This is a genomic window from Alteromonas profundi (genome assembly GCF_010500865.1).
Lineage (GTDB): Bacteria > Pseudomonadota > Gammaproteobacteria > Enterobacterales > Alteromonadaceae > Alteromonas > Alteromonas profundi.
This window is the reverse complement of sequence record NZ_JAAAWN010000011.1, coordinates 111,575-135,545: the sequence shown is the minus strand read 5'-3', so window position 1 is coordinate 135,545 and position 23,971 is coordinate 111,575. Positions and strand designations below refer to the sequence as shown.

Below are 23,971 nucleotides of genomic sequence, written 5' to 3'. Positions count from 1 at the left end.
CATTTATCACTTGAGCCTCTTCCTTTTTATCGTGTTAAAAGAAAAAAACGTTAGTGATATTTTAACGTAACCCGCTAAACGTCAGCGCTCTACACCTTCTTCTTTAGAAGGTGTAGTTCACACCCACTTTAAGTAAGGTTGCATCATTGGTATCGTCAAGATCATCGCTATACCATGTAACATCAGCTTTAAGCGCAAAGCCGGGTTCCACGTCATAACGAAGACCAGCTGTTACCGCTGAAACCTCTAAATCTTGGCCTGCTGCAATACCTGCAGCCCCTTGGTAAATTGAAGCCCACGTACCGTCAGTGTCTGGATCACCAGTGGCAATAGTTGAAGGCAACGCCGCAACAAGCGCAAGCTGGTTAGCATTGTCACCCTCTTCTCTTTCAAAGGTGATATGAGGTGTAAACTTGCCAAAACGCATACCCGCAGTTACATACCACGCACTATTTTCAGCGATAATGGCGTTGTCTACTTCGGTCTGCGTATATTCTGCACCAATAAACCAATCATACTTATCTACATCAAGGGCCACTTCAAAGAAGGTGCCTGTATCTTCATCTACGCTAAAGCCAGCAGCAGACGTTAGGGCATTGGGTACTACCCCACCAAACTGCGCCATTCCACCTACAAAAGTGTCAAACTCTTCATTTGCAGCCGACGTAGTGGCACGGGCATACAGCGTACGCGCACTAAACCAGTCACGGGTTGCTTCAAACGACAGCGCCACAACGTTGTCAAGCTCAAGGGCAGCTGGCGTACCTGAAATTGTGGTATCGGCTTTTGCGCTACCGAACGTTAACTGCGCACCATATTCCCACTCGCCCGAATAATTACTGTAATCAATACGCACGCCATCGATATTATTAAAGTCGATGCCGTATACAGCGTCAGGGGGAGTAAGCCAATGATAAGCATAGCCAATATCCAATGAAGATGAATATTTAAATAAGGGAACACGTAAACGTCCTGCGCTAATATTGGTGGTGTGGTTCAGTGCATAGGTCATGTATGCCCACTCAAAGTCTGCACTGTAATCTTCGCTACCGCGACCAACCAGTTGGGCAGTGGCCGATAGTTTATCGTTTACCTCTCCACGAACTTGTAAGCCAAATACGCTAGCGGGATCGAAAGAAAAACCATCGTCATAGCCATACACAGTATCGTCGTCATCAAGGGTCATTCCGGCAATAAGATTAGCAAAGCCATTAATTTGAATGTCTGCAAAAGCGGGGAAGGTAAGTAAGCCAGCTAAAGGGAATAAAGCGAACTTGGTTTTCATGGGTAGTCCTTAATATTTTACACAAAGCTTTTCAATTAGAACGTCGCGACAACACGTACACTGTCATCTACCGCACTTGCGTCAACGTAGGCAATTGCACTTGGGTCGTTGGCAACCGCAGCAATAGCATCACTATCGCTGGCAAGGGCTTTCGGCGGTTGACCTTTTCCTGTGAAAACGAGCTTTGCCCAAAAGGCGGTTAGTTGTGCTGACGTTTTGTTTAACACTTTTCCATTAAACTCGTCCGTTGAAGCATTACCTTCACTTAACGTCAGCGGTGTGACTGGCGAACCGCTAGGAAACGTCTTCGCTTTATTTAAAAATAAGCGGCTTATAGTAGGTTTGTTTAACACATCGTTATTACTCGGATGAACGATAACAGCAATATCTGCCCAGGCGGCACTGCTGAATAGGCTTAACGCCAATAACCATTTTTTCATTATTTTTCCTCTAAAATCATAGGCAGAGTAGTAAAACTGCACGAAGATTTTTGATTTTCATTCGATGTAGAACAGAGGGTCATTCCTTACCTTTCGCTTATAAACTACGTTCGTTATTTAACGTTTTGTGTTAAACGTAAGTATTAGCCATGATTAAAGACTCCGCCAATAAGTGACGTATTGTTCGCACCACACAATAGGAAAAAGGCCGCTGTTCTTAGCGAGGCGGGAGTGTAAAGAACCCCAGTAAAGTTACAACTATACTTTTTGATAAGAGTGGGCCTGGCAGGCAGCTGATTATAGTGATCTTCACTGAAGACAATGTGAAAAACTAAAGATTAACTTTAAATAACAATAGCTTGAAAAATACAACGCGAACGTTATTGAAACCAAAACCCATACCTAGGTATTAGTTTGTATACGCAAAGTTTTAACCAATAATTGTAAAGGCGTTAGGTTGTATGGGGAAAAAGAGATAATCTGAATGATTGCCGATAGAAGCTTCTCGACAATCATTCAGATGTGCATCCGGTTTGATACACACAGATGTGTATTACTCCGCTTCCCCTTTTTTGTAGGGAATTTTTGCTTCTAATGCTTCAATTTCTTGAGTTCGACGCAGGGGCGAGCCGGTGTTTCTCGCGAGCCACTGGTAGGAGGTAGGCACCACATATAATGTCATAAATGCAGAAACTAATACGCCTGCAAATATCACCATACCAATTACCATTCTGCTTTCAGCGCCCGGACCAGACGCTAAAACTAATGGCAAAGAACTGAATACCGTCGTAAAACCAGTCATGACAATCGGTCGTAAACGCTGGGCTGCTGCGCGCTTTAATGCCTCTTCAAACTCAATGCCGGCATCGCGTAGCTGATTGGCAAATTCGACAATAAGAATACCATTTTTTGCAGCCAAACCTATTAACATGACGAGCCCAATCTGACTGTAAATATTCAACGTCATACCACTAAAATACAGCCCTATAAACGCACCGAGTAAGGCCAAAGGTACAGTTAGCATAATAACTAAGGGATGTATCCAGCTCTCAAATTGTGCAGCCAAAATAAGGTAGGTAATGGCTAGCGCCAGCAAAAATACATACACGAAAGAGCTTCCTGCTTCATGATAAAGCTGAGATTCGCCTTTGTAGTCTATCGATACCATATCAGGTAACTCTGTTCTCACAATGTCTTCTAAGTAACTTAATGCCTCGCCTAATGTATACCCATCAGCTAAGTTTGCCGAAATCGTCACCGCACGCATTCTGTTGTAGCGATTCAAGCTCGATGATGTAGCCTGCTCGGTAAACGTAAGTAAGTTGTCCATAGGAATGAGCTCGCCACTACGGGAAGAACGCACATATAAGTTATCGATACTACTTGGGCTGCGATAATCGGCTTCAATGCCCTCAACTATCACATCGTACTCCTCGCCTCTGTCTAAAAAGGTAGAAACCCTGCGCTGTCCTAACATTACTTCTAGCGTCCGGCCTATATCGCTAATACTCACACCTAAATCTGCCGCTCTATCGCGGTCTATCTGTATTAATAATTGGGGGGACGTTTCCTTATAGTCTGAGTCTATGCGTACCAAATTGGGGTTTTCAGACGCTTTTTCGATAAGCGTATCTCGCCACTCAACTAGGTTTTCATAGGTATCACCTTGTAATACAAATTGAACCGGGCGGCCAAAGCCACCACCAGAAATACCGCTTCTCATAACCGCAAAAGCGCGTACATCCGGCACAGCGGTAAGTTTCTGGCTAATTTCGTCCATTAATTCAAAGGTACTAAAATCCCGCTCGTCCCAGTCTGCACTGCCAATAATGGCAATACCTGCGTTTCCACCAAACCCTGGGGTTCTAACGAGCAAACGTTTAACTTTTCCACTTTCGCGATAGGGCATAAGCACATCTTCGATACGCTTTAAGTTTTCCGCGTTACTTTCAAAACTCGCCCCTTCTTGTGCACTCATTAGCACAAAGAAGTTTCCTCTATCTTCTTTTGGTACAAATTCACTGGGCACGTTTTCAGACAACTGCACCACAGAAACAATAGATAGCGCCAGTAAAATCACCATAAGTACAGGCTGGTGCAAGGTTTTCCCCAAACTGCGGTAATACCGCCCTTCTAAGGCTCGAAAGCGCTTATCCATCCACAGCCCAAAGCCCGAAGAGCGGGTCTTTTTCTTTAAAAACTTCGATGCCATCATGGGCGAGAGCGTAAGTGCAGTAAAACTTGAAAATGCCACGGCGGCGGCAATGGCTAAGGCAAACTCGGTAAATAAACGGCCTATATTGCCCTCTAAAAATACTAAAGGTACGAATACAGAAATAAGCACTAAAGTTGTTGCGATCACCGCGAAGCCAACCTCTTTTGCGCCCCGATAGGCCGCGAGCATTGGCGGCTCGCCCATTTCTATTCGCCGATAAATATTTTCTAGCACCACTATGGCATCATCTACCACTAGGCCGATAGCCAGTACCATGGCAAGCAAGGTTAAAAGGTTTATTGAAAAGTTTAAGCTGTACATCACAATAAACGCGGCTACCAGAGATACTGGCACGGTTACCGCTGGAATAAGAGTGGCACGCACATTTCCTAAGAAAAGATAAATCACCACAACGACCATCAGCATGGCAATGGCTAGCGTTTCGTATACTTCATCGATAGAGGCTTCAATGAACACCGAGGAATCATAACTAGGCACAATAAAGATGTTATCCGGCAAGGTTTCTTCAATACGTGCAATTTGCTCTTTAGCTGCGCGTGCAACGTCCAGAGTATTAGATTTCGATTGTTTGATGATGCCCAACCCAATCATATTTACGCCGTCACCTCTGAACTCGGTTTCGTCGTCTTCCGCCGCCAGTTCCACCTTGGCTATTTCACCTAATCGAACCAGATAACCATCATCCCCTATCGCTACGGTAAGTTCAGCAAAATCATCGGGAGTTAAGAAGCTTCTAGCTACCCGCACTTCAAAATCGCGATCTAATGATTCAACTTCCCCCGCGGGCAATTCAACATTCTCTGTTCTTATTACGTTTTCTACGCCAGTAACCGTAATACCTCTTGCAGCCATGGCATTTCTATCTAAAAACACCTTCATGGCATAGCGGCGTCCTCCCCCTATTTGCACGCGTGCAACCCCATCTACAATAGATAAGCGGTCAACCAAAAAGCGTTCTGCGTAATCGGTAAGCTCCATGGTATTAAGATTAGTACTACGTAAGTTGTACCAAACCACGGCGCTCTCATCTGAATTCGCCTTGGACACTTCTGATGGATCAGCCTGATCAGGCAGGTTGTTTAATGCTCTGCTAACCCGTTCTCGTACATCGTTTGCTGCCGCATCAATATCTCGCGACAACTTAAATTCAATAGTAATACTTGAACGCCCATTACGGGAGTTTGAGGTGATATTTTTTATCCCCTCAATACCTGAAATTCTATCTTCCAGTAATTGGGTAATTCGCGTTTCTACGATATTGGCTGATGCGCCGGTATAGTTGGTATTAACCGAAACAATGGGAGGGTCGATATCAGGATATTCCCGCAACGACAACATTGAGATTGAGACGACGCCGAAGATAATTAAAAGCAAGTTCATCACGGTGGCAAACACCGGACGTTTAACCGATATATCTGAAAGCAACATAAATTAGTCCTTCCCAGGTGTATCGAGCACAGTTACCGGCGATTGGTCTCGAACCCTAAGCGTCCCTTCGCTAATTACTTCGTCGCCTTCATTTAACCCAGACAGAATTTGCACTTTGCCGGGACGTCGCTCTCCAATTGTCACTTCACGCTGGTGAGCCGTATTATTTTCTACCACGTACACAAACTGCTTGTCTTGTACCGGAACCAGTGTTTTTTCAGGCAAAACAAGCGTATTGAGCACACGTTTTTCTACCACTATGGTGAGTAGCATGCCAGGGCGTAAACGCTTGTCTTTATTCTCTATATGGGCGCGAACCCCAATTGCACGGCTTATAGGGTCAAGCCGGGTATCTATATGCGTAATTTCACCGTCGAATGTTTCTTCCGGATATGCCACCGAAGTGGCCGTAACTTTTTGATTTATCGCCAGGCTCGCCAAATGGTTTTCTGCCACACTAAAATCCACCTTTACCACGCTGATATCGTCAAGGGTGGTTATGGTGTCAGCAGGGCGAACTAATGCGCCTTTACTGATTTGCCGTAGGCCTAGCACACCAGAGAAAGGAGCCCGAATTTGCAAATCATCTCGTTGCGCTTGGGCAATGGCAAGTTGTGCTTCTAGCGCCTTCACTCTGGCTTGTTGTTCATCCAGTAGTTGCTCTGACGCAGCGCTCGACTGGCGTAAATTTACGATAGGGGCATACTGACGTTTTGCTTCATCAATGCTTGCTTTAAGTTCATTAATACGGGCGTTTTCTTCGTTATTGTTTAACTGTACCAGTATTTGCCCTGCACTTACCTCATCGCCATCATCGAAATTGATTGCGTGAACCGTGTCGGTAACCTGGGCGGTAATAGTTACTGATTCATTCGCCACCGCAGTGCCTAAGGCTTCAATAGTGATAGCCATTGGCTGGTTTATTGCCCTCGTGGTTTTTACCGGTGTGGCGCGTTGCATAGGTTGATTTGTGGCGGCCTTTTGCGGCAGATTAAGGTATACCACCACTCCTGCAAGCAGTACGACACCTAAAAGTAATGGCGATAGGGAAATACGTGAAAACATAACCTTTCCTGTTGGTAAATCTGCACCCCGTGATAAAGTACCCAAGTTGGTGCAATGAAGCCCTTTGACCACCATAGCCATGATGCTAAAGGTTTCACTATTATTATTGTTTAATTTTGCTAACGAGTATTTTACCGAAACGAATGTGTATCAAATTTCGCTTAACAGTTATTTTCGTAGTTCTAACGCTTTTTGCCTGTACTGACACTGCGCCGTCAGCGCCTATGTGTCGAGCAGTAGCACAACCTACGCACACCGAAAAGTCAGCTGCGTGCATTATAAAGGTGCAAGATAAGGTGGTGTTAATCGGGCATCGGTTATCTGGTCGGCTAGATTTCCCTGGCGGCGGTCGCAATAATGACGAGGCGCTACCCTGTACCGCGCACCGCGAGGTGTGGGAAGAAACTGGCTTTAACGTACTTGTGGGGCCAAAGCTAACGGTTACCGATAATGGAATGGCGCTTTTCGCATGCCAAGGCGGGGAAGATTTAGCCAACCTACCTACAACTTTCTCTCCACCTGCATGGGCGAAAGTTGAAGTGGAATACCTGAAGAAAGTCGACCCATTTTTAATCAGTCATAAAGCACTTCGGTTTTCTGAAGATTTACTCCCCCTTAGAGATGGGTTTACCGCCCATACTATGAAAGAGCATAACCCATAACACAACGCCCATTGTAGATTGCGGTTGGCTTTGCTAATTTTGTCATCCACATAAACAAGGGAGAAAAACGTGTATTCGCTTGAGCCAATGAGTCTTAAAGGTAAGGTATCAGAGCTAGAATGGCAAACGCGGGTAGATTTAGCCGCCTGTTACCGACTTGTCGCCGATATGCGGTGGGGCGACCTTATCTATACGCACATTTCAGCGAAAGTGCCCGGCACAGATCATTACTTGGTGAATGCATTTGGCCTCACTTTTGAAGAAGTTACTGCGTCAAACTTAGTAAAAGTTGATTTAGACGGCAATATACTTGATAAGACCCCTTATAAAATAAATCCAGCTGGGTTTACTATTCACAGTGCCATCCATGAAGTGCGTCACGATGCTCAGTGTGTATTACATTTACATACACTGGCCACTATCGCCGTGGCGTCGGTCAAAGGTGGGTTAAAACCTTGGAGTCAATACTCTTTGTTTTCGTTGCCCTCCCTTTCTTACCACAGTTATGAAGGTTTAGCCGTTGATGAGAACGAGAAGTCTCGACTTCAACAAGATTTAGGCGACACTAACCATATGCTTCTGCCCAACCACGGCGGGTTGACACTAGGTCCTACCGTGGGCGATGCATTTATGCGTTTTTATGATCTACAACGGGCGTGTGAAATACAATTAGCACTAATGCAATCCAATGAAGAAGTCATCGATATCCCTCAAGTCATTATCGACGGTATTTACAAACAAGCCAACGTGGTACACAGCGGTGAAACCGGCGGTCAAAAAGCCTGGCCAGCCATGCTTCGTAAAGCCTATAAATTAGACCCGGACTTCTGCGAATAGGCATAGTAAGCGCGCCGACTTAACACACTATATTGAGATAAACTAAATGAAAGTTACTAAAGTTGAAATATTCGACATTGAGTGCCCTAAACGCCCTCAGTGGAACCCTGTTTTTGTACGTGTTTATACCGACGAAGGAATTACCGGTGTTGGTGAAGCAGGCCTAGCGTATGACTGGGGGCATAGCGCTGCCGCCCATATGATAAAAGAAATATCTGAAGCAATGCTAATTGGGTTCAACCCATTTCAAACTGAACTGCTTTGGTCTCGGATGCTCCGTGAAGGCTTTTGGGGCTTAGGTGGCGGCCCAGTAATTTATGCTGCGATGAGTGCGATCGATACCGCCTTATGGGATATAAAGGGTAAGGCGTTAGGGCTTCCAGTATACGAATTACTCGGAGGTAAAACTAACCACAAATTACGTAGCTATGCCAGTCAGTTACAGTTTGACTGGGATAAAGAGGTTACCAAACTTAACGACCCGGCAGATTACGCACGTGCGACAGAAAAAGCGCTCAAAGACGGCTATGACGCAGTCAAAGTCGACCCCATCGTTTATGATAAAGACGGTAACACTCACTTTGATCGCACTAAGTTATTTAGTAAGCCAGAGATGCGTCTGTTTAAAGCGCGTTTACAAGCTATTCGCGACACGATGGGCGAAGATGGCGATATAATTTTTGAATGTCACAGTCTGCTCGGCGCATCAACCGCTATTCAGCTTGGCGATATAGTAGAAGAGATTGGGTGTTTATACTATGAAGAACCGGTTAATTACCTAAACGCAAAACTACACGATAAAGTAGCGAAAAATGTGAATGTCCCTATTGCGGGGGGAGAACGTTTATATCATCGCTGGGATGTGCGTCCATATCTTGAAGACCAGTCTATCGACGTATTGCAGCCCGATGTAGGTTTGTGCGGAGGCTTCACTGAAGCGAAGAAAGTATGTGATTATGCTGATATTTATGACGTGCGTATTCAAGCACATGTGTGCGGTGGCCCGGTAGCTACAGCAGCCAGCTTGCACCTAGAAACCGCGATCCCTAACTTTTTAATTCACGAACACCATACCTATGCAATTAAAGATTGGAACCGCGAGCTATGTATACAAGACCCCCAGCCAGTGAATGGGTTTATTGAAGCGCCGGATACCCCTGGGCTAGGCATAGACTTAAACGATGAGGTGGTATATCGCTCACCCTATATGACGGTAACCTCGTTAAAATAACCTCGCTACAAAAAGGGTTATAACACCAACAATACGCGGCATAATAACGGGCTAAACACCTTATTTTGCCGCGATCTTGTACCAGCGCCTAGCGTTTTCAGCTAACAAGCCTTGTTGCGAAGATACGGGTAATTGTGACACCAGCCTTTTATAGGCTTGCCACAAGGTATGATAAGGTAGCCGCCACTGGCATAACGGATAATTACTGGCTAGCATCAATTTATCGTGCTCCACATGTTCGAACAGAAATTGGAACACGCGATTAGCCGCCGGCAATGTCCAGTTTCTATCCTGCATTTCCCAGCCTGATAGCTTCATACCTACTCGAGTAGCGTTACCTAATGCCAATATATTCGCCTGCCAACCTTTTAACGTATTGCTGTTTACTAAATTCAATCCTCCGCTTGCGGCATGATTAATGATAACCGTTAAAGAAGGGATGCAATCAATGCAGTTTAACAGGGCTGCGGTAGCACTATTACTGTTAATATCAAATTGCGCCTCAAACAATAGCCCACGTTCACTCATGTATCTAACCACATGTTTAACTTTAGGATGAGAAAGTAAGTCTGTGGCTTCGCCATCAAGAATGTGACGCAAGCCAATGACTGAAGGCAAACGAGCAAGGTAGTCAATATGGCCGTATACCCCAGGCGAAGTTAAGTCTATACAGGCTATCGATTTAAAAGGTAAATGGCAGTGCGCGTTGAGGTAGTGAATTTCTCGCCACGGCCTAGCATTATCAAAACCGGCCTCAATATGTACGAACCCAGCAATTTCCCTGTTACTAGCAACTATTAGGCTTTGTTCGCTCGTACAACGGGCAATCGCTGCTTTGTCTGGCCAATAAGGGGGGTTATGGGATTTCAACCATCCATAGTTCCCCTTTGACAAAGCGAAAAAATGTACATGGGGATCGATAAAGGTCATTACGCCAGTTACCTTTGTGATTGATTAAAAACCTAGACTTTCAACTTTATCGCACAAGCGACATCTAAGCATTAAATACATAAAACGTAAGAAGAAAACCACAAAAGAAAAACAGGGCACCCACCTCTCTTGGACTGTGGACACCCACCTTTCTCGCTCTGAGACTGTGGGTGTCCAATATGTGGTTAGCGTTTGTTATTGTGCTGTGTAGCCGCCGTCTACCGCGTAGAGGCTGCCGGTGATGAACTTTGCTTTATCGCTACATAAAAAACACACGAGCTCAGCTACATCTTCTGGTTGGCCAAGGCGACCTAAGGGTTGGGCTGCCGCTTCTTCAGCCACCACCTCATCTTTACTTGCGCCGCTACGTGCCACATAGTTGTCTATCGCGTTGTGGAACAAAGGCGTTTCTACAGTGCCCGGGCAAACAGCATTGGCTCTAATTTGAAATGAAGCATAATCCAGGGCGGTGGTTTTCGCGATAGAGGCAAGGGCTGACTTTGTTAATCCATACGCGAACGAGTTTCGTTTACCAACAAAGCACTGATCTGATCCCATCACTACAATGGCGCCAGAATTATTTGCTTTCATGGAGGGGAGGCAGGCTTTTATCGCTGCATAGGCACCTTTGATATTTAAGCTAATAATACTATCTAACGTGGTTTCGTCTGTGTCCTCTATCGTTGCTGAAATATGCCTTCCAGCGTTACACACCAACGCATCAACCTTGCCATAGCGATTAACAATGCCATCTACTGCGTGTTTCACCTCATTCACTTGGCTTACGTCGCAGTGCACCCATTCGCTGTCGGCGATGTCTTCAGCAAAATTTTGAATGTCTAAATTTATCACCTGATAACCTTCTTCTGCGAATTGTTTACACACAGCAAATCCGATGCCTAGGCTACCGCCAGTTACTATACAAACAGGTCTATTTTGTTTTTTCATTGCGCCTTCTACGTATTTTCTCCGCCACCGGGGCATAGCATGCCAGCGGCGCGCTAAATTGCAAACCCACAATCCAAGATTGTCTGTTTTCGCTATAAAACAAAATTAGATGTAAATTTTTCATTAACTTTCTCTTAACGGACTACTTTGTCTATGCTTTTTGTGTCTATAATAAGTAAAAAATTAAACGACCGTTTAAATAGGAGCGCTTTATGCCTTTGTACACCCCACCTACTACCGATTTTCAGTTCTTATTAAGAGATTGGCTGGCGCTTGATGCCCATTATGAAAAACTCGGTATTGGCGACTTCGATAGTGAATTAGCTGCTGAGATTATTTCTCAAGGGGCGAAGTTTGCCGTAGATGTAGTAGCGCCACTCAATAGAGATGGCGACGAAGAAGGCTGCAAGCTTGAAAATGGCAAGGTTTCTACCCCTAAAGGCTTTGCTGACGCCTATCAAGAGTACGTTGCTAACGGTTGGAATGCGATGCTAGGAAGCGCTGAATATGATGGCCAAGAACTCCCCTATACCATGGCGGTACCTGTTCACGAAATGCTTAATACTGCGAACTTAAGTTGGCGTTTAACTACTATGCTTACAGAAAGTGCAGTATTGGCAGTGACGAAACACGCAAGTGATGACCTAAAAAACAAATACCTTGCCAAACTAATAAGTGGTGAGTGGACTGGCACCATGAACCTCACTGAGCCTCACGCGGGTACCGATTTAAGCTTATTAAATACCAAAGCCGAACCGCAAGATGACGGAAGTTATAAAATCACCGGCAATAAAATTTTTATCACTGCGGGCGATCAAGATTGGAGCAGCAATGTGATTCATCTTGTATTAGCCCGGCTACCCGATGCCCCTAAAGGTGTAAAGGGCATTAGCTTGTTTTTGGTGCCTAAACTACTGCTTGATGAAAATAACGAGCCTGCTAAAGCTAATAATGTTTCAGTAGGAAGCATTGAACACAAAATGGGAATTAAAGCCAGCCCTACCTGCGTTATGAACTATGACGATGCAACGGGTTGGCTAGTAGGCGAAGAGCACCAAGGTCTTGCGTGTATGTTTACCATGATGAATGATGCTCGCTTCCAAGTAGGTTTACAAGGGTTAGGGGCTGCAGAGGCATCATACCAAGGTGCCCTTGCCTACGCGCGAGAACGCGTTCAGTCACGGGCTCCACAAGGCGTTCAAAACCCAGAAGGAAAAGCAGATCCTATTGTTTTTCAGCCTGATGTTGCGCGCATGCTACTTACCCAGAAAGCACAAATTGAAGGCGCGCGAGCCCTTTCGCTTTTCTACGCTAAGCACATGGATATCGAAAAGTTAGGTAGCGAAGACGAAAAGGTGCAAGCGGAAAAGGTCCTGCAATTCCTTACGCCTATTTGCAAAGCCTATATGACCGATATGGGACTTGAAACTACCAGCATCGGCGTTCAAGTTTTTGGTGGCCATGGATTTATCCGCGAATGGGGAATGGAGCAACTAATGCGCGATGTGCGTATTGCTATGCTGTATGAAGGAACAAATGGCATACAGGCACTTGATCTTATCGGACGTAAGCTAACCCGCGACGGCGGCGATATGCTGGCCGCCACCTACGACGCTTTCAATGCTTTAGTGACAGATATGTCAGATGCTGAAAATAAAGCCCTTGCGCAAGGGTTACTTGATGACTGGCGTGCTTCATCGGCGGACTGCCTAGGCATGGACGCGACCACCGCTGCGGCCGCAGCCTGTGATTACCTTGCCTATACCGCCTACTCATTGTTAGGGGTGCTGTGGTACAGCATGGCCGATACTGCAGCAAACAGCGATAATGCAGTACTTGCCTCGTCTAAGCAAAAAACCAGAGACTTTTATATTGCCCGTATTTTACCCCGCCGTGATGCACACAAGGCAGCCTATTGTGCAGGCCCAGACAGTACTCTTGCGGTGGCCGGTAGCGAATTCGATTATTTATAATTAACCGCTAGAAACAATAATGCCGCTTATTCAAGCGGCATTATTTTAACAAAAGTTGAAACTACGGGTGCTTCGCGTATGCGTTGGCAAATGTTTCATCAAACCATTCTTCAAGCATAGCTTTCTCATACACCAGCGGCTCCCGAAGCGCTCTTCTTGGTGCCGACTGCATAAACGCCATGTCTTTTAGCTTCACTTCTTTTTGCTCAGAAATAACCCTACCTTGCTCGGTTAATGTATAGCTAAATGTCATCCGGGGAATATCAATCTGGCGTATAACCCTAATATCTCCCCCACTATTTCCAAAACCCACAAAGCTTCTTGGCCATACCTGGCCTGCTAAATCTAGGTTTGTTACTTTAAATGATAAGGTTTGGGTTTCGGGAAGTTGCTCTCCAAGCTCTACTAAAAACCTGGTTAGCTGCTCGAGAGTTTGTTCACGAAAGCGCTTTCGTGAATCGTTACTTGGCATAACATCGGTGAACTTAGTAGGCTCTACCCACTCTACTTCTACCTTTGCCGCTTGGGCAGCGGGTACAAGCGGCAACGTCGCTAAAACGCTGAGTACACCCATACTTTTAGATCTGTTTCGTTTAACCACTGACATAATCTTGCCCCACAAAACGATGAACACTCTGTTAATTTAGCACAGTAAGCTGAATAACGGATGAACAATAATTACCTTTGCGTTAACAGCTCGCTTTGCTTCGCGTTTGTACAAATTATGACCCTATCACTGCCGACAAAGTTCGGATTTATCTCATTTTTCATACAGTAAGTACGATAAAAGTGTTCGAAACTTTGTTTATTGGCCGTCACTTGTCTCAAATAATGTCTCTGGTAAGGCTTAAGCGTGGGTATATCATGCAGCACGTTTTCACGTACCTTTGCTAACTTTTGCTGATGCGGCAACGTCTCTATTTTAAGCATCCAGTCGGACAGCTGGCCTTGGATGTCTGCTAATAGGTATTGGGCAAACGGTGAGCGCAATACCAAAACAAGTAATGCTATTTCAATAAAAACAACAAATAAACGTCGCACTCGGTCCCCTCAATTAGCCTTGAAAACTGCTATTTTAGCCAAGATTTAACCGAAGTAACGATCCATTAACGATACCCATGTATAAGCAATGTATAAAATCTCGCCATATATAACACCTTTAGCGTCATTTCCTGTGTCAGCTATACCCCAAAATTTAACTATGCACTTAGTTTTCTGAACTTTCAGTATTGACTGAAACAAAATAAAGAGCGATCATAGCTGGTATCATTGATCTACATTAAAACAGTGTGTCTATTCGCTGTTATAATGCCCGCTCGCAGCAGCAGGTAGTCGGCTAAGGTTTATTCATGAACGAACAGATCCCAGTTAAAAACGTTACACCGGTAAAAGTTCACAAGCCTTCATCAGAACAAGAAGGGAAGCGCCACGACTCTCGTAGTCGTATTTATGTGCGCGCGGTGCAAGGGCCGTTAGAAACCTTTCGTCGTTTTTTCGGTTTAATTTTTCTCGGGCTTTTTGCTGTTATACCATGGCTACAATATAACGGTAACCAAGCAGTGTTACTCGACATTGGCGAGCAACGCTTCAGTATTTTTGGTTTAACGTTATGGCCTCAAGACCTAACGCTTCTTGCCTACATTTTTATTGTTTCTGCCTTTGCGTTGTTTTTTGTGACAACGTTTGCCGGTCGTGTATGGTGCGGCTTTATGTGCCCCCAAACAACTTGGGTATACATTTATACGTGGTTTGAAGAAAAAATTGAGGGGCCACGAAATAAGCGTATTAAGTTAGATTCGCGAAAAATGGATACCGACAAATTTATCCGTAAAACGCTAAAGCATACAGCATGGGTGTTAGTTGCGTTACTCACGGCGTTAACCTTTGTTGGTTACTTCACCCCTATTGGTGAACTATTTATCGAGTTCTTTACTTTTAACACCAGCTTTTGGGCCGGTTTCTCGGTAATTTTCTTTGCCGTTTGTACATATGCTAACGCGGGCTATATGCGTGAAATCATGTGTACGCATATCTGTCCTTACGCGCGTTTTCAATCCGCCATGTTCGACAAAGATACCTTTACGGTAGCCTACAACCCAAATCGCGGCGAACAGCGCGGTCCGCGCCCTCGCAAGCTAAGCTATGAAGACGTGAAGGAGAAAGGCCTTGGCGACTGTATAGACTGTAACTTATGTGTTCAGGTATGCCCTACCGGCATTGATATTCGAAATGGTCTTCAGTATGAATGTATTAATTGCGGGGCTTGTGTAGATGCCTGCAACGGCGTAATGGATAAAATGGGCTACCCTAAAGGGCTTATCAGCTTCACCTCTGAAGAACGGCTTTCTGGGGGGACTACCCACATAGTACGACCGAAATTAGTTGGTTACTTTGTGGTATTAATGGTAATGGTAGGTCTACTGGTGGCCGATATTGTCACGCGCATTCCACTAGAAGTGGATATTATCCGAGATAGAAATTCGCTGTATCGTGAAACCAATGATGGGCTTATTGAGAATGTCTATACCATCAAGGTTCTCAACAAGTCACAGCAAACCCAAACCTATGCCATAAACGTAAAAGGGTTACCTGATTATCGCTTTATTGGCGATAACCAAGTGACGGTAGCAGGGGGCGAGGTGTATAGCACGCCGATTTCAGTTGCAACCGACCCGTATAATCTGGAAGATGTGGTAACAGAAATTCAGTTTACGGTAACGTCTCTCGATGGCGATGAAACTGTTACGGTGAACGAGCCAACGAAATTTATATATCGATGACAGACTTTTCCTTTTCTGGGCTAAACCCAGATACCATTTTAGATGCCCTGGAGAACCAGGGCATTTTTTTACAAAGCGGCCTTCTTGCCCTAAACAGTTATGAGAACCGCGTTTATCAGTTTCAGGCGGAAGATAATCGGCGCTACGTAGCAAAATTTTATCGACCAGGCCGCTGGACTGATGCGCAAATTCTAGAAGAACATGCCTTTGCGCAAGAATTGGCCGAGAGTGAAATACCCGTAGTCGCGCCGCTGTCGCTTAATGACAGTACCCTTCATCACCATGGTGACTATCGCTATACCGTCTTCCCCTCAGTAGGCGGGCGGCAATTTGAAAACGATAATCTGGATCAGCTAGAGTGGATGGGGCGCTTTATTGGCCGTATTCACCGTGTGGCGCAGGCAAAACCTTTTGAAAATCGTCCTGACATAGATATTCAAAGTTACTTACAAGAACCCCGTGAAGTCTTAGAAACAAGTACCTTGTTACCCGAACATTTAAAAACCGCGTTTTTTGCTATCTTAAACCCGGTAATAGAGAAGGCCACGAAAGGCTATGTTACAAGCAAGGCTATTCGCCTTCATGGCGATTGCCACCCGGGCAATATTTTGTGGCGCGACGGCCCCACGTTTGTCGATTTAGATGACTGTCGAATGGGCCCAGCTATTCAAGATTTATGGATGATGCTAAGTGGCGATAGACAGCAGCAGCTTATTCAACTTGATACTCTCATTGAAGCCTACGAAGAATTTCAGCCCTTCGATAACAGCGAACTAGCGTTAATCGAACCCTTACGGGCCATGCGAATGGTGCACTACATGGCATGGTTGTCAAGACGCTGGGAAGACCCCGCCTTTCCCCGCGCATTCCCTTGGTTTGCCGAAGATAAATATTGGGAAGGACAAATTCTAGCCCTGAAAGAACAATTATCAGCTATGCAAGAAGCGCCCTTAAAGCTAGGTTATTAATCGCAAGGCGGGGGCAAGGGAGGGGCTTTTTTCCCCTCCTCCCCCGTTTGAGTATCTCAAGTACGTGGTCTCACCGCCTTTCAACCATCGCTTTTTTTCAATCACTTAGCTATACTCCCGCCCGCTTAGGTGCCCTTTTGTAACGCAATAAATAAAGGGTTAAACGGGAAATCAGTAAAAAGCTGATGCTGCCCCCGCAACGGTAAACTCAATACACATCGTATTTTCTTCTATACACCACTGTCTTTATGTCGTCAAAACATCAAGATGGGAAGGTAAAGAGCCATAATTTGGCGAGTGAGCCCGGATACCGGCCCAAGCTTCACGGCAGAGCAAATCTGCTAAATTATTAACGCATGTGCTCGGGCGGAGCGCATAACGAGAACGCTCATGACTTTACACACAAAAACCACACTAACAGCCGTTGCTACCACAGTTTTTTCCCTGCTTAGCGCATCAGCAGTTGCAAAGAGCTCGGCGCCAGAAGATATAGAAACCCTTACCATTACAGGCACCCGTTTACCGGTAAGCCTTACTAAACTTCCCGCTTCGGTTTCGGTATTAACCGAGCAAGATATCGCGGCGTCCGGCGCCTTTCAACTAACAGACTTGCTTAGAGGGTTGCCGGGTGTAAGTCTCGCGCAATCTGGTAGCCCAGGCGGACTCAGTGAAGTTCGCGTGCGCGGTAGCGAAAGTAACCATTTACTGGTTTTAATTGATGGCGTCGTTGTCAACGATATTGGCCAAAGTAGTGTTATCGACTTATCTCACCTCACTATTGCCAATATTGAACGTATTGAGCTATTAAAAGGCCCGCAAAGTGCGATGTGGGGGAGTGGTGCCATTGGTGGCGTGTTAAGTATTACTACAAAAGGGGCCAACAATGCAGAGCAAACCCCTAGCGCAGATATTTCGGCAGGTATAGGTACGCAAGGGAGCTACCAAGGCAGCGTAAATATTGCTACTCAAGCAGACGATTTTTCACTTCGTGCCTATGCCAATTATTTAAAAACAGAGGGTGATAATATCTCTCGGTTAGGCAACGAAGACGATGGCTATGACAATATGACCGTGGGGCTAAACCTAGGGTATAACATAAATAACAGCCATCGAATAAGTGCCACCCTTCGCAATACCGGTTACCAGAACGAATACGACCCTATTGACTTCGTTACCACGGGTTTACCTGTTGACGGCGACAATATCACTGATGCAGACCAAGTTACCGCCCAATTCGGGTGGAGCTATGATGACAATGATTCCGCCTATAAGGCGAAAACTACCCTTAATTATCATCAGGATGATATCGACAATAGTACCGATGGCGCCTTTACAACAGGTTCTACAGGCGAACGTATTGATATTAACCATACCTCCTTTTATCGCACTACGAATTGGCAACTTGCTGCTGGGGGGGAATACCTTCAGCGTTTCTATGAACAGCGGGGGCTTGTTGTGTATGGCGATCCAAATCAAAGACGACACGACACCACCACCAGCGTGTTTGTAGAAGCAAACGGCGACTTAACCGAAAGCCTATTTACTACGTTAAGCGCGCGCTATGATGACAATAGCGAATTCGACAACGCATTTACTTATCGCGCCGGCCTAACGTGGCAGCTAAATCGCCATTATGCGCTCTTTAGTAGCGTTGGTAAGGCAGTGAAAGCCCCAACGTTTACCGAGCTTTATGGTTATTTCCCTTCTACTTTTGTAGGCAATCCAGACTTACTTCCTGAACAAAGTGAAGAGTGGGAGATTGGGGTTAAAGCGCGTTGGCAGGATGCGAGCTTGCAAGTTAGTGCTTACTCTGCACAGCTTGAGGACGAAATAAACGGCTCTGTTTATTTAGCCGAACAGCAAATATTTACCGCTGCGAACGTTGACAGTGAGAGTAACCGTAATGGTGTAGATATTGAGGCGAAGTGGGATACGCAATGGGCGACGTTATCGGCCGGCTATAGTTACCTTGATGCCGACCAAACCTCATTCGGGGTTGAAACTACTGAACTTCGTCGCCCCCGTCATCAAGGCTCGCTTAGCCTGTACTCTAACTTAGGAACCGAGCGCTTTAGTGTTTACGCAAAACTCGCCTATACGGGAACACACTTTGACACTTTCTATCCGCCCTACCCTGCGCTTTCGCAAACTATTGCGCTTTCAGCCTATACTCTTGGTAGTGTAAATATTGGATATAAAGTGTCTGAGTTGTGGCAACTATCTTTGAAAGTAAACAATGTGTTTGATACCGAGTATGAGGATATTGTGGGCTTTGCAGGGCAAGAACAACGCGCCATGCTAACTGCCAGTTATCACTTTCAGTAATTCAACGACTAGATGCATTTCGCGCTTTCCAGCGGCGCGAGATACTTCTAACGTCTGACCAAACACGCCCTCATATCGAGGGCGTGTTACTTTATGCTGTGATTTTTTATCCCCCTATAATCCTTTCGTTGCATAAAATCTTTGATTGGTCGCGGAAACTAGTGCCTTACTAAACCCTGTGGTAATCTGCTTCGTGGAAATGTAATAACTTAGCGAAGGACTTACTCGATGAAAAAGTTTGCAGTACTGTTTGTAATGGCGTTACTTCTGCCCTTAACGGCGTGCGCTCAAGAAGCAAATACAAAATGGAAAGAAGGCACGCATTACAGAGTGCTTGACGAAGAAGCCACAGATAAGCCGGTAATTACCGAGTTTTTCTCTTTCTGGTGTCCCCACTGTTTTCAGTTTGAACCGATTGTAAAAGATATTAAAGCCAAAATGGGCGACAACACCACGTTCACAAAAGTACACGTTAACTTTATGAACTTCACTGGCCCAGAAGTTCAAGATGCTGCCACAAAAGCGATGGTTATCGCGCGTGCAATGAAGCAAGAAGAGGCAATGAATACTGCCATCTTCAATTACATTCATAAGCAGCGCGCATCGATTACTAACCTTAAAGATCTTCGCAATATCTTTGTCGTAAACGGTGTGGATGGTGCTGAGTTCGATAAGCTTGCAAATAGCTTTGGGGTTAATAGCATGCTCCGTAAAAACCAAAAGCTTATTGATAAAAATAGAGGCTATATCAAAGGCGTGCCTAGCTTTATTATTAATGGCAAGTATCAACCCACTTTTACAGCAGATATGTCTTTAGAGGACATTTCTGACCTTATTGTTTGGCTATCTACGCAAAAATAGTCACTTCTAAATTCTAATTAAAAAGGCCGACACACTGAGTGTATCGGCCTTTTTTGTGTTTCTAACCTTCCTTGCACTACTTTGCTATTGTATACGCCTCGCTTTTGCGCTTACGCATGCCTTACTACGACACCTTTGCCAAACGCGCGAACTCTAACGGAGTATTTACATTAATTAGCTGATGATGAAGCGATGTGGGCAACGAAATACTTTGCGCTTCACATACACGTGCCAATGCTTTCATAGATGGCATAGGCGAAGCGGCAAGCAAGCGGTTCAAGCTGTCGTAATAACGAAAGGGCTGATATATAGCCAAAGGAAACCAATCGTAATTAAAAAAGTAACTTTGTTGGCCTTTGATGCTACATTCAATCAATCGTCTTAACACCTTATTACTTAAAAGCGGCATATCTACCGGCAGTAATAGTAGTATCTCAAACTGTTTCAACTGGGCGGTAGTACACCCTTTGGTTAACGCTGAAATTGCCGCTGCGGCGGGGCCGTGGAAGGGCTTTTCATCAACAATATCTCGCCCCTTACCGCCCACAGTAAAAATATCCTTCACGCCACTTTGCAAGGCCATACGCTTAACTCTTTGCTCAAACGTATCCCCCTGATAGCTCAACGTCGCCTTATCTTTGCCCATGCGGCGAGACTGGCCACCGCATAGCAAAAATGCATGAACATGTTCAAAGTAAGCAGAATGAGTTGCCATTACAATCGCCTAAAAACGCGTACCTACCCACAACCAAAATTTATCTGCGTCTACGTTAATATCATCTGCCATATAGCGTCCATACTTCACACCTACCTTCACTTTTTCCATTAGGGTAGTGGTATACTGAATATCTACCTCACTCCCTAAGTCATCTACGCCCTCAGTAGACTCATCGGCGCTGAAGTTGTGATAGGCAAGTAACCACTTGCCGCCAAGTCCACTTCCATTAAGTGAAAAGGTCGTGTCCACCAACCCTTGGGCTGGCGTGGCTAAAAACTGATCGGTCCATCCGTTAAACTTATGCAGCGTGGCTAAGGGCGTTGAAAACCCATACATGCCATTATCGCTTCCTAGCATCTCGTAGTTAATTTTTGCGGTCACCCCAGACACAGTGGCAGCTAAAAAGCCGTTAAGATAGTTAGCGTCGAAGTCTGATGCACCTTCACCACCTCCCGTACTGCTAGACTGAGTGGCAAATTCACCACCGTACTGCCACGCCACCGATTCACTACTGTATTTGCCACTATAGCGTATACCATAAGTATCTAGGCTATTTGCGGTTTCACTATCTACCTCAAGCAAATAGGCATAGCCGGTAAATTTACCCATTTGTGTGGTGAAATTGGCGTTTATTAGGTGGTCTTTACTGTCAATATCCGCCGCTTCCGCGAAAATACGGTTGCGCTGCGTAAGATACGCATAAAAAACATCGATATTGTCATTGATAACATACTTTGCACTTACTCCATCAAATGTTTGGCGGTCTTGGCGCCAGCCCACATGGCCTATAAATCGATGGTTGTCTAAAGCAATAACCTGTCGCCCCGCTTTTAGGGTTAAACTATCTTGTTTGTACTGAACAAATGCCTGATCCACCTCAGTAGTTTCAGGATCGGCAATGACCGAGTACTCACCCACGTTGTAGCCGGTAGGGCCTACTGTGTAATCTCCTTGCCCCATCACAATACGGCTGTCTTCCACTTCACCGGTAAATGAAAAACCGTTTAGGGTGCCTGTTTGAAAACCCAGACGGGTTCGCAACGTCAAAGCGCTGGCATCGTCAAGCGTGTTATCTTGGTCCACATTCTCATAGCGCAAATTTAAATCGGCCCATGCCTTAGATTCGCTAAGTGCCTCGTGCCAATCTTCAGCACTCGCTTGGCTACTAAGGGCGGCTATAACCGCTGTAGCAATTAATGTAAGTGCAACCTGTTGTTGAGTTTTCATTGTGCGTTCCCTTTTTTAGAGTGTATCGCGTGACGTTATGCGCGCATGCAATTAGTAATAAAACGGTAAAGGGCGCCCCTCTCGGCTAAAAAGCCAAGATGTTTGCCTGCTTACTTCGTCTTTTTAATTAGGTAGCGGCGAACCGCTTAGGCGGCATCTGAGCTTTTTGATGCTTTATTGTCAGATTTCACCTTTGTGCTCCCCGCTTTGCGATGTTGCGAAACAGGTTCTATCTTTTTTTGCTTATCGTATAAGAAGGTCAGTACTTCATGGCGATAATGGTTATACGCCGGGCTATCAGCTAAGGCTAAGCGCTCTCTTGGGCGAGGTAAATCTACCTCAAGTATTTCTCCAATCGTGGCGGCCGGGCCGTTATTCATCATCACAATTCTGTCTGATAGCAACACCGCCTCATCTACATCGTGGGTAATCATAATGACGGTGTTACCAAGGTTGGCATGAATTTCCATTAGCGCATCTTGCAGGTGCGCCCGGGTAAGGGCATCAAGTGCCCCGAAGGGTTCATCCATAAGCAAAACTTTGGGCTGCATGGATAGCGCCCGTGCAATACCGACACGCTGCTTCATGCCCCCGGATATTTCACTGGGTAATTTATCCAGTGCGTGGGTCATGTGAACAAGCTCTAGGTTATGCATAACCCATTCGCGCATTTGTGCTTTGGATTGGCCGCGCATTGCATGCTTAACTGCCAATTCCACATTTTTATAGACACTTAACCACGGCAGCAAAGAATGGTTTTGAAATACCACCGCCCGTTCGGGACCAGGAGTTGTCACTTCAGCGCCATCTAAGATAACCCCTCCAGTGGTTGCCTGATGTAACCCAGCGACTATATTCAGTACCGTTGATTTTCCGCATCCAGAGTGCCCAATTAAAGATACAAATTCGCCCTTGGCTATTTTTAAATTCACATCGGTAAGCGCGGTAAATGGCCCTTTGGGGGTAGGAAAGTCAATGCCTACTTGCGATAATTCTAAGTGTTTAGATTGCATAGTTGCCTCCAGATAATTAACGCAATACGCTGGATTTGTCCCAGCTAACTAAGCGCTGAAAAGATAACATTGCGCGGTCTAAAATGAACCCGATAGCACCGATGGTTAACACAGCCACCATAATGCGAGCGAGCGATTCTGAACTTCCGTTTTGAAATTCGTCCCATACAAATTTGCCCAATCCAGGGTTTTGCGCCAGCATTTCCGCGGCTATCAGTACCATCCAACCTATGCCTAATGACAAACGTAAGCCGGTAAAAATCATAGGGATAGAGGAAGGCAGCACAATTTTGGTTAAATGGGATAAGGGCGTAAGACGTAGCACTTTACTCACGTTTATTAAATCGCTATCTATGCTAGATACACCTACTGCAGTATTAATCAATGTAGGCCACAAACAACACAACGCGACGGTAAAGGCCGAGGTAATAAATGACTTTGAAAAAGCGGGGTCATCACTAACGTAAAGGGCGCTAACCACCATAGTGACAAGGGGCAACCAGGCAAGCGGCGACACTGGTTTAAATAGTTGGATAAGGGGGTTAATTGCGGTGTACGCCGATTTACTCAAACCACACAGTATGCCAAGGGGCACCGCTATTACCGATGCGATCACAAAACCTACCATCACGGTGTAAAGGCTGGTCCATATCTGGTCGAAAAACGTGGGGGCGCCGGTAAAATCACGCACTTTAGGCTGATAGCTAGGGTCTTGTGCTACCCGTGCCGCATTGCGCTCGTCTTGCCTAACGTAAAACGCTTCGGCTTTCTCCCGCTGCACCGCGTGCTCGTCTATCAATACACCCACCTGCTCCCATACATGGGCAGGGCCAGGAAACTCACCTAGCGAGGTATCAATATTTTTCGCCACGCCGTTCCACAAAGCAAGAAACATTAATAGACCAATAAGCGGCAGCAAAAGCACAGGCGCACGTTGGTAAATTCTACCTAATACACCTTCTGCAGGGGTATTACCCGGCGCTATGCTAAGAATATTCGTCATTTTACTCATAACTTCTCCGTCTATAGCCAGATGGCTGGTAG

The 23,971-nt window shown here is 45.5% G+C and carries 20 protein-coding genes and 1 riboswitch; of the genes, 8 read left to right on the top strand and 12 right to left on the bottom strand.

The window, feature by feature from the left end; translation table 11 throughout:
• Positions 1–103: 103 nt before the first annotated feature.
• The 4 genes from GTH32_RS10190 to GTH32_RS10175 all read right to left on the bottom strand — a co-directional run bounded on the left by GTH32_RS10190 (position 104) and on the right by GTH32_RS10175 (position 6,454).
• Entirely contained in the window at positions 104–1,285 is a 1,182-nt protein-coding gene (locus GTH32_RS10190) for a topoisomerase IV (RefSeq protein ID WP_163085371.1), read from the bottom strand.
• Positions 1,286–1,320: 35 nt separating this feature from the next.
• Complete coding sequence (locus GTH32_RS10185; RefSeq protein WP_163085369.1) at positions 1,321–1,725, bottom strand: type 2 periplasmic-binding domain-containing protein; 405 nt, start codon at positions 1,723–1,725, stop codon at positions 1,321–1,323.
• Between the two features lie 553 nt (positions 1,726–2,278).
• The gene (locus GTH32_RS10180; protein ID WP_163085367.1) at positions 2,279–5,389 is read right to left on the bottom strand and encodes an efflux RND transporter permease subunit; all 3,111 of its coding nucleotides are present in this window, start codon (positions 5,387–5,389) and stop codon (positions 2,279–2,281) included.
• A gap of 3 nt (positions 5,390–5,392) precedes the next feature.
• A complete protein-coding gene (locus GTH32_RS10175; RefSeq protein WP_163085365.1) occupies positions 5,393–6,454 on the bottom strand; it encodes an efflux RND transporter periplasmic adaptor subunit in 1,062 nt (353 codons plus the stop codon).
• A gap of 143 nt (positions 6,455–6,597) precedes the next feature.
• Between GTH32_RS10175 and GTH32_RS10170 the strand changes: the two genes are divergently transcribed.
• The 3 genes from GTH32_RS10170 to GTH32_RS10160 all read left to right on the top strand — a co-directional run bounded on the left by GTH32_RS10170 (position 6,598) and on the right by GTH32_RS10160 (position 9,184).
• A complete protein-coding gene (locus GTH32_RS10170; protein ID WP_163085363.1) occupies positions 6,598–7,116 on the top strand; it encodes an NUDIX domain-containing protein in 519 nt (172 codons plus the stop codon).
• A gap of 87 nt (positions 7,117–7,203) precedes the next feature.
• Positions 7,204–7,953, top strand: a complete 750-nt coding sequence (locus tag GTH32_RS10165; protein ID WP_203565453.1) for a class II aldolase/adducin family protein — start codon at positions 7,204–7,206, stop codon at positions 7,951–7,953.
• A 46-nt stretch (positions 7,954–7,999) separates the two neighbouring features.
• Positions 8,000–9,184 (top strand): mandelate racemase/muconate lactonizing enzyme family protein, encoded by a 1,185-nt coding sequence (locus tag GTH32_RS10160; RefSeq protein ID WP_163085360.1) that lies wholly within the window; start codon positions 8,000–8,002, stop codon positions 9,182–9,184.
• A gap of 60 nt (positions 9,185–9,244) precedes the next feature.
• On the opposite strand, the gene GTH32_RS10155 is transcribed toward GTH32_RS10160, so the two are convergent.
• Together GTH32_RS10155 and GTH32_RS10150 are read right to left on the bottom strand one after the other, a co-directional pair.
• Positions 9,245–10,114, bottom strand: coding sequence for an amidohydrolase family protein (locus GTH32_RS10155; RefSeq protein WP_203565446.1), 870 nt, complete (start codon positions 10,112–10,114; stop codon positions 9,245–9,247).
• A 195-nt stretch (positions 10,115–10,309) separates the two neighbouring features.
• Positions 10,310–11,062 (bottom strand): SDR family NAD(P)-dependent oxidoreductase, encoded by a 753-nt coding sequence (locus GTH32_RS10150; RefSeq protein WP_246223217.1) that lies wholly within the window; start codon positions 11,060–11,062, stop codon positions 10,310–10,312.
• Positions 11,063–11,274: 212 nt separating this feature from the next.
• Between GTH32_RS10150 and GTH32_RS10145 the strand changes: the two genes are divergently transcribed.
• On the top strand, positions 11,275–13,035 hold the full coding sequence (locus tag GTH32_RS10145) for an acyl-CoA dehydrogenase family protein (protein WP_163085356.1): 1,761 nt from the start codon (positions 11,275–11,277) through the stop codon (positions 13,033–13,035).
• A 61-nt stretch (positions 13,036–13,096) separates the two neighbouring features.
• On the opposite strand, the gene GTH32_RS10140 is transcribed toward GTH32_RS10145, so the two are convergent.
• The gene (locus GTH32_RS10140; RefSeq protein WP_163085354.1) at positions 13,097–13,609 is read right to left on the bottom strand and encodes a DUF3016 domain-containing protein; all 513 of its coding nucleotides are present in this window, start codon (positions 13,607–13,609) and stop codon (positions 13,097–13,099) included.
• Positions 13,610–13,713: 104 nt separating this feature from the next.
• Positions 13,714–14,076, bottom strand: coding sequence for a hypothetical protein (locus GTH32_RS10135; RefSeq protein ID WP_163085352.1), 363 nt, complete (start codon positions 14,074–14,076; stop codon positions 13,714–13,716).
• A 308-nt stretch (positions 14,077–14,384) separates the two neighbouring features.
• Between GTH32_RS10135 and ccoG the strand changes: the two genes are divergently transcribed.
• From ccoG to GTH32_RS10115, 4 genes are all read left to right on the top strand, one after another.
• Entirely contained in the window at positions 14,385–15,815 is a 1,431-nt protein-coding gene (gene ccoG, locus GTH32_RS10130; protein ID WP_163085350.1) for a cytochrome c oxidase accessory protein CcoG, read from the top strand.
• Positions 15,812–16,783 carry a serine/threonine protein kinase gene (locus GTH32_RS10125; RefSeq protein ID WP_163085348.1) on the top strand — a complete coding sequence of 324 codons (972 nt, stop codon included), beginning with the start codon at positions 15,812–15,814 and terminating at the stop codon, positions 16,781–16,783. The genes ccoG and GTH32_RS10125 overlap by 4 nt, the downstream gene beginning before the upstream one ends.
• Before the next feature lie 110 nt (positions 16,784–16,893).
• Positions 16,894–17,116: riboswitch (cobalamin riboswitch) on the top strand.
• A gap of 57 nt (positions 17,117–17,173) precedes the next feature.
• Positions 17,174–19,108 (top strand): TonB-dependent receptor plug domain-containing protein, encoded by a 1,935-nt coding sequence (locus GTH32_RS10120; RefSeq protein ID WP_163085346.1) that lies wholly within the window; start codon positions 17,174–17,176, stop codon positions 19,106–19,108.
• A 228-nt stretch (positions 19,109–19,336) separates the two neighbouring features.
• A complete protein-coding gene (locus tag GTH32_RS10115; protein WP_163085344.1) occupies positions 19,337–19,969 on the top strand; it encodes a thiol:disulfide interchange protein DsbA/DsbL in 633 nt (210 codons plus the stop codon).
• Between the two features lie 124 nt (positions 19,970–20,093).
• Here GTH32_RS10115 and GTH32_RS10110 read toward each other — a convergent pair whose 3' ends face one another.
• The 4 genes from GTH32_RS10110 to GTH32_RS10095 form a co-directional block, all read right to left on the bottom strand.
• Positions 20,094–20,684 carry a molybdenum cofactor guanylyltransferase gene (locus GTH32_RS10110; RefSeq protein ID WP_163085342.1) on the bottom strand — a complete coding sequence of 197 codons (591 nt, stop codon included), beginning with the start codon at positions 20,682–20,684 and terminating at the stop codon, positions 20,094–20,096.
• A gap of 9 nt (positions 20,685–20,693) precedes the next feature.
• Positions 20,694–21,914 carry an alginate export family protein gene (locus GTH32_RS10105; RefSeq protein ID WP_163085340.1) on the bottom strand — a complete coding sequence of 407 codons (1,221 nt, stop codon included), beginning with the start codon at positions 21,912–21,914 and terminating at the stop codon, positions 20,694–20,696.
• A gap of 146 nt (positions 21,915–22,060) precedes the next feature.
• Positions 22,061–22,927, bottom strand: a complete 867-nt coding sequence (locus GTH32_RS10100) for an ABC transporter ATP-binding protein (protein ID WP_163085339.1) — start codon at positions 22,925–22,927, stop codon at positions 22,061–22,063.
• A 16-nt stretch (positions 22,928–22,943) separates the two neighbouring features.
• Entirely contained in the window at positions 22,944–23,939 is a 996-nt protein-coding gene (locus tag GTH32_RS10095; protein WP_163085337.1) for an ABC transporter permease, read from the bottom strand.
• Positions 23,940–23,971: the final 32 nt, after the last annotated feature.

What these genes read in the sequence shown, in the direction of transcription:
- GTH32_RS10190 (WP_163085371.1), bottom strand. Translation starts at nt 1,285, where the DNA reads ATGAAAACCAAGTTCGCTTTATTCCCTTTAGCTGGCTTACTTACCTTC.
- GTH32_RS10185 (WP_163085369.1), bottom strand. Translation starts at nt 1,725, where the DNA reads ATGAAAAAATGGTTATTGGCGTTAAGCCTATTCAGCAGTGCCGCCTGG.
- GTH32_RS10180 (WP_163085367.1), bottom strand. Translation starts at nt 5,389, where the DNA reads ATGTTGCTTTCAGATATATCGGTTAAACGTCCGGTGTTTGCCACCGTG.
- GTH32_RS10175 (WP_163085365.1), bottom strand. Translation starts at nt 6,454, where the DNA reads ATGTTTTCACGTATTTCCCTATCGCCATTACTTTTAGGTGTCGTACTG.
- GTH32_RS10170 (WP_163085363.1), top strand. Translation starts at nt 6,598, where the DNA reads ATGTGTATCAAATTTCGCTTAACAGTTATTTTCGTAGTTCTAACGCTT.
- GTH32_RS10165 (WP_203565453.1), top strand. Translation starts at nt 7,204, where the DNA reads ATGAGTCTTAAAGGTAAGGTATCAGAGCTAGAATGGCAAACGCGGGTA.
- GTH32_RS10160 (WP_163085360.1), top strand. Translation starts at nt 8,000, where the DNA reads ATGAAAGTTACTAAAGTTGAAATATTCGACATTGAGTGCCCTAAACGC.
- GTH32_RS10155 (WP_203565446.1), bottom strand. Translation starts at nt 10,114, where the DNA reads ATGACCTTTATCGATCCCCATGTACATTTTTTCGCTTTGTCAAAGGGG.
- GTH32_RS10150 (WP_246223217.1), bottom strand. Translation starts at nt 11,062, where the DNA reads ATGAAAAAACAAAATAGACCTGTTTGTATAGTAACTGGCGGTAGCCTA.
- GTH32_RS10145 (WP_163085356.1), top strand. Translation starts at nt 11,275, where the DNA reads ATGCCTTTGTACACCCCACCTACTACCGATTTTCAGTTCTTATTAAGA.
- GTH32_RS10140 (WP_163085354.1), bottom strand. Translation starts at nt 13,609, where the DNA reads ATGGGTGTACTCAGCGTTTTAGCGACGTTGCCGCTTGTACCCGCTGCC.
- ccoG (WP_163085350.1), top strand. Translation starts at nt 14,385, where the DNA reads ATGAACGAACAGATCCCAGTTAAAAACGTTACACCGGTAAAAGTTCAC.
- GTH32_RS10125 (WP_163085348.1), top strand. Translation starts at nt 15,812, where the DNA reads ATGACAGACTTTTCCTTTTCTGGGCTAAACCCAGATACCATTTTAGAT.
- GTH32_RS10120 (WP_163085346.1), top strand. Translation starts at nt 17,174, where the DNA reads ATGACTTTACACACAAAAACCACACTAACAGCCGTTGCTACCACAGTT.
- GTH32_RS10115 (WP_163085344.1), top strand. Translation starts at nt 19,337, where the DNA reads ATGAAAAAGTTTGCAGTACTGTTTGTAATGGCGTTACTTCTGCCCTTA.
- GTH32_RS10110 (WP_163085342.1), bottom strand. Translation starts at nt 20,684, where the DNA reads ATGGCAACTCATTCTGCTTACTTTGAACATGTTCATGCATTTTTGCTA.
- GTH32_RS10105 (WP_163085340.1), bottom strand. Translation starts at nt 21,914, where the DNA reads ATGAAAACTCAACAACAGGTTGCACTTACATTAATTGCTACAGCGGTT.
- GTH32_RS10100 (WP_163085339.1), bottom strand. Translation starts at nt 22,927, where the DNA reads ATGCAATCTAAACACTTAGAATTATCGCAAGTAGGCATTGACTTTCCT.
- GTH32_RS10095 (WP_163085337.1), bottom strand. Translation starts at nt 23,939, where the DNA reads ATGAGTAAAATGACGAATATTCTTAGCATAGCGCCGGGTAATACCCCT.